The organism is uncultured Brachyspira sp., assembly GCF_944390595.1.
Lineage (GTDB): Bacteria > Spirochaetota > Brachyspiria > Brachyspirales > Brachyspiraceae > Brachyspira.
Window position 1 is genome coordinate 1 of sequence record NZ_CALXRN010000174.1, and the last position, 6,232, is coordinate 6,232.

At 30.2% G+C, this 6,232-nt stretch carries 4 protein-coding genes; all 4 read left to right on the forward strand.

Translation table 11 applies throughout. From position 1 onward, the window contains the following. Window positions 1-235: 235 nt before the first annotated feature. The 4 genes from Q0J90_RS10105 (at window position 236) to Q0J90_RS10120 (ending at window position 6,181) form a co-directional block, all read left to right on the forward strand. On the forward strand, window positions 236-1,174 hold the full coding sequence (locus Q0J90_RS10105; protein WP_297277780.1) for a bile acid:sodium symporter family protein: 939 nt from the start codon (window positions 236-238) through the stop codon (window positions 1,172-1,174). Between the two features lie 105 nt (window positions 1,175-1,279). Further along, the gene (locus Q0J90_RS10110) at window positions 1,280-2,368 is read left to right on the forward strand and encodes an iron-containing alcohol dehydrogenase family protein (RefSeq protein ID WP_297277781.1); all 1,089 of its coding nucleotides are present in this window, start codon (window positions 1,280-1,282) and stop codon (window positions 2,366-2,368) included. A gap of 32 nt (window positions 2,369-2,400) precedes the next feature. Further along, a complete protein-coding gene (locus Q0J90_RS10115; protein WP_297277782.1) occupies window positions 2,401-3,339 on the forward strand; it encodes a bile acid:sodium symporter family protein in 939 nt (312 codons plus the stop codon). A 187-nt stretch (window positions 3,340-3,526) separates the two neighbouring features. Further along, window positions 3,527-6,181: a valine--tRNA ligase gene (locus tag Q0J90_RS10120; protein WP_297277783.1), complete on the forward strand. Its 2,655-nt coding sequence runs from the start codon at window positions 3,527-3,529 to the stop codon at window positions 6,179-6,181. Window positions 6,182-6,232: the final 51 nt, after the last annotated feature.

Below are 6,232 nucleotides of genomic sequence, written 5' to 3' on the forward strand. Positions count from 1 at the left end.
ATTAATCTAAAAGTCATTATAAAAAATTAATATTACAGACTGCTTGAATATCTATCTTTTAAGCCAGGATAAAAATTGTTTAGTTTATAGCTGATATAAGCTTAGACTAAATTTATTTTAAATAAAATTTTTTTAAGGAGAAAAATATGATTATTAAAAATTAATTTTGAAAACAATATTAAAAATAAAAACAACTAAATAACAATAAATAAAATAATAAAAAAGGATATTAATAATGAAAACATTAAAACAAATAAGTAATTTCTTCGGTAAATATATGTCAGTTATAGTATTAGTAGTTGCAGCAGTATCTTTATTCTTTCCAAAATCTGTAAGCTTTATAAAAACAACTTATGTTAACTATCTTCTTATGACTTCAATGTTCTGTATGGGTATAACATTAAAATTGGAAGATTTCAAAGTATTATTTACAAGGCCTAAAGATATAGTTATAGGAGCAATAGCACAATTCACTATAATGCCTTTACTTGCATTTTTACTTTCTTTAGCTTTCAGACTGCCTCCTGAGCTTGCTATAGGTGTAATACTTGTTGGTACTTGTCCTGGAGGAATATCATCAAATGTTATAACCTATTTAGCTAAAGGCGATGTTCCTTTGTCTGTGGGTATGACTTCTGTATCAACAATACTTGCTCCTTTGGCAACTCCTCTTCTTACTCTGCTATATGCAGGTGAAAAAATAGATGTTAATGCAGTAAGCATGTTTATATCTATACTTCAGGTTGTTATAGCTCCTATAGTATTGGGATTTGTTATAAATAAATTCTTTCATAAATTCGTTGATCATTTCAAAGATGTACTTCCTTTAATATCAGTAGCGGCAGTTGTAGCAATAGTAGCTGCTGTTGTATCTGCAAACTCGCAAAGACTTATGCAGGTTGGACACTTAGTAGTTATAGTTATAATAATACATAATACTTTAGGATATATGCTTGGATATTTCTTAGGAAAGGTATGCAAATTCAATAATGCTAAATGCAAAACTATATCTATAGAAGTGGGTATGCAGAATGCCGGATTAGCTTCATCATTAGCTTCAACACATTTTGCTTATATGGCTTTGGCTGCTGTACCTGGTGCTATAGGAAGTGTATGGCATTGTATATCAGGTTCAATAGTTGCCAATATAATGTCGGCAAGAACAAGAGAATAAAAATTCATTAGCGGTAAACTATAAGATTATAATTAACGAATTAAGTTTACCGCTTAAAAACAAATAACAATAATAAAAAATAATATTAATTAAAGGATAACAAAAATGAGTACAGAAAATTTATTTTTAACTAACTTCAGTATAGGAAGCGATGCTTATAAAGATATATACGATATATGTTCAAACTATGGAAAAAAAGCTGTTATAATATCCAGTAAAAAATCTATGCAGGCATCAATAGAATCAATATTAAACAATGTAAAAGATATAACCATAACAGGGATGTTTCATTACGGAGATAAATCAACTTTTGAAAATGTAGATTTACTAAAAAATAAGCAGGCGGTAATGGAAGCTGATATGATATTTGCCGTAGGAGGAGGAAGAGCATTAGATACATCAAAAGTTTTAGCATATACAATAAATAAGCCTATATTTACTTTTCCAACATTGGCTTCAAATTGTGCTGCTGTAACTAGTATTTCTGTTGTCTATTATGATGACGGAAGTTTCAAAAAAATGTTTGCTGATAAAAGACCTCCTTTGCATACATTTATAAATACGGATATCATATTAAACTCACCTGAGAATTATTTTAGAGCAGGTATAGGTAATGCAGTTTCTAAACAGTATGAAGCATTATTTTCAACAAGAAATGAGAATTTAAATTATCAAAATTTCTTAGCAGTAGAGATAATAAAAAACTGTTCTAATGATATATTAAAACATTATTCAGAAGCTATAAATGATTTTCAAAATAAAAAATCAACAGAAGTTTTAAATAGAATAATACTTCATATAATATACACAACAGGCTTAACTTCAGTAATGGCAAAAGACGATTATCATATAGCTTTAGCACATGGCATGCATAACGGACTTACAAAAGTAAAAAGAATAGGAAACAAATTGCTTCATGGAGAATTAGTATCTTATGGTATATTATTACTTCTTACTATGGACGAACAATATGAGGAAAGAGAGAATATTTTTAAATTTAATAAATCTATATCTCTTCCTACATGTTTAAAAGATATAGGGATAAATAAAGCAAGTTTAGAAGATGAAGAACTTAATAATGCATTGGAAACAGCTCTTTGCGGAAAAGATTTAAATACAAGTCCGTATAAAGTCGATAAGGAAATGATATTAAAAGCTATAATAGATTTAGAAGAGTTTAATAATAAACAATGATAAAAAATAATTTATAAAGAGGAATATAAAAAATGAAAACATTAAAACAAATAAGTAATTTCTTCGGCAAATATATGGCTATTATTGTATTAATAGTTGCTGCAGTATCATTATTCTTTCCAAAGACTGTAAGCTTTATAAAGACAAGTTATGTTAACTATCTATTAATGATAGCAATGTTCGGTATGGGACTTACATTGAAGCTTGAAGATTTTAAAGTGGTATTCACAAGACCGAAAGACATTATAATAGGAGCAATAGCACAATTTACTATAATGCCTTTACTTGCTTTCTTACTCTCTATGGTTTTTAAACTTCCTCCAGAACTTGCTGTAGGAGTTATACTTGTAGGAACTTGTCCGGGAGGCACTTCATCAAATGTTATGACGTATTTAGCAAATGGAGATGTTGCTTTATCTGTGGGCATGACTTCCGTATCAACTATACTTGCTCCTTTTGCAACTCCTTTGCTTACACTATTATATGCAGGACAAAAGGTTGATGTTAATGCTGTGAATATGTTTGTATCAATAGTACAGGTTGTTATACTTCCTATAGCTTTAGGTTTTATAATAAATAAATTCTTTTATAAGTTTACAAACAGCATAAAAGAAATACTGCCTTTAATATCAGTACTTGCTATTGTGGCAATAGTAGCCGCTGTTGTATCAGCAAACTCTCAAAGATTAATGCAGGTTGGTTATTTAGTTATAATAGTAGTTGTACTTCATAATTGTTTAGGATACTTATGCGGTTATTTATTGGGTAAATTATTCAGATTAAATAATGCTAAATGCAAAGCTGTATCAATAGAAGTGGGAATGCAGAACTCAGGACTTGCAACTTCACTTGCTGCAACTCATTTTGCTTCAATGCCTTTAGCAACAGTACCCGGAGCAATATTCAGCGTATGGCATAATATATCAGGTTCAATAGTTGCTAATATAATGGCATCAAAAATCAAAGATTAATAATATAATAATTATGTGTTTAGATATATTGTCTAAATACATAATTATTTTTTATTTTCATAGAACAGCAAAATACAATAATTTCAGTATAATTAATACTAATAAAAATAATTGAAAAATATTATATATAGTATAAAATATCATATCAATTTTTAAATTATTATTGATTTATTGGAGGAAAAAGAATATGAAACACACTTTAGAAGGGCCATACACCCCTAAAAACATCGAGGACAAATTATATAATTTCTGGAAAGAGAGCGGATTTTTCCATGCTGTTATGGATAAAAATAAAGAACCATATTCTATAGTCATACCTCCTCCAAATGTTACAGGCGTTCTTCACATGGGACATGGTCTTAATAATACTCTTCAGGATATATTAATAAGATTCCATAGAATGCTTGGAAAATGTACTTTATGGATGCCGGGAACAGATCATGCCGGTATTGCCACTCAAAATGTTGTTGAAAGAAGATTAAAGGCAGAAGGCAAAAATAAACATGATTTAGGAAGAGAAGCATTCGTTAAAAAAACTTGGGAAGTAGCTAATGAGCATCACTCTATCATAGTAAAGCAATTAGAGAAAATAGGATGTTCATGCGATTGGGACAGAGAGAGATTTACACTTGATGAAGGACTTAGCAATGCTGTAAGAGAAGTATTTGTTGAGCTTTATAATCAAGGTTTAATATATAGAGGAAAATATCTTATTAACTATTGTCCTAGCTGCGGTACTGCTTTGGCTAATGATGAAGTAGAACATGAAGAAGTTGCGGGTGCTTTATATCATGTTAAATACCAAATAGAAGGAAAAGATGAATATATTGAAATAGCTACTACAAGACCTGAAACTATTTTGGCTGACGTTGCTATTGCTGTTCACCCTGATGATGAAAGATATGCACATCTTACAGAACAAGATGTTTTAATACTTCCTATAGTAGGCAGAAAATTAAGATTAGTAAAAGACACTTATGTTGATAAAGAGTTCGGTACAGGAGCTTTAAAAATTACTCCTGCACATGACCCTAATGACTTTGCTATAGCTCAAAGACATAATTTGGAAATAATAAATATACTTAATGCAGACGGTACATTTAATGAGAATACTCCTGCTAATTATCAAGGCAAAACAGTAAAAGAAGCAAGAGCTTTAATAATACAGGAACTTGAAAAATTAGGCGCTTTCGTTGGTAAAGATAATATCAAACACCAAGTAGGACATTGTTACAGATGCCATAATGTTGTAGAGCCTTATTACAGCGATCAATGGTTTGTAAAAATGAAGCCTTTAGCAGAAAAAGCATACAAGGCAGTTAATGACGGCAATACAAAAATTTATCCGGAAAGATGGATTAACACTTACAATCACTGGATGACTGATATTAGAGATTGGTGTATAAGCAGACAATTATGGTGGGGACATAGAATTCCTGTTTGGTACTGCGATGACTGCGGCGAGATGATGGTGTCAAAAACTGATATTACAGAATGTACTAAGTGTAAATCTAAAAATATTCATCAGGATGAAGATGTACTTGATACTTGGTTCTCTTCTTGGTTATGGCCTTTTTCTACTTTCGGCTGGCCTGAAGTTAACGAAGATTTAAAATACTTCTACCCTACTACTGCATTAGTTACAGGTTATGATATATTATTCTTCTGGGTTGCTAGAATGATTATGGCAGGAACTCATTTTATGAATGATGTGCCTTTCAAAGATGTTTATCTTAATGGACTTATAAGAGATAAAATCGGAAGAAAAATGTCTAAGAGTTTAGGAAATGGTATCGACCCTATAGAAATTATTGATGAGCATGGAGCTGATGCATTCAGATTTACTTTATCATTTATAACTTCATTAGGCGGACAGGATATTTGGCTTGACAGAGAACTTTTCAAAATGGGAGGAAAGTTCGCTAATAAAATATACAATAGTGCTAAATATATTTTTGGTAACATTGAAGATAATGCTAATATAAAAGATTTAGATACTTACACTCTTGAAAATAAAGATAAATGGATATTGTCAAGACTTCAGAAAGCTATTGAATCAACCGCACAGAAATTAAAAGAGTATAGATTCGATGAGGCTTCTCAGACGATTTATAAATTCTATTGGAATGAGTTCTGTGATTGGTACATAGAAATAAGTAAATTCGATTTGAAAGATGAAAGCAAGAAAGAAAAAACTATTGCTGTTCTTTTATATGTACTTGAAGAATCAATGGCTATGATTCATCCATTTATGCCGTTCATAACAGAAGAAATTTATTCTAATTTACCAAAGCATAATATTGATTCAAAAGCATTGATGATCAGAGAATATCCTAAAGCTAATGCTAAATATATATTTGAAGATATAGAAAAAGATTTCAACTTGATTCAGGATATTGTTTCAGGAATAAGAAATTCACGTTCATCATTTAATTTGCCTCCGAACAAAAAACTTGATGTAATAATCCGCTATACTTCAGATTATTTTAAAAATACTGCAGAAAGCTATAAGGATATTATATCATCGCTTTCGCTTACAGAATCATTGAATATAGTTTCATCAAAAGACAGTGAAAGAAATAAGGGTTCATTCGTTAAAGTATTTGAAGGCGGAGAAATCAATGTTAATCTTGTAGGCATAATAGATTTAGAAGCAGAGAAGAAGAGATTAGAAAAAGAAGCTGCAGGATACAAAAAAGATTTGGAAGCTGTAAACAGAAAACTTTCTAATGAAAACTTTATGAGCAAAGCTAAACAGGAAGCTATTGACACAGAAAACAGAAAGAAAAAAGAGTTTGAAGATAAATTAAAAGGTATAGAGGAAGTTTTATCTTCTCTATAATTTTTATAATTAAAAACTTGGCTTATGTTTGTTAATGTAAGTCAAGTTTTT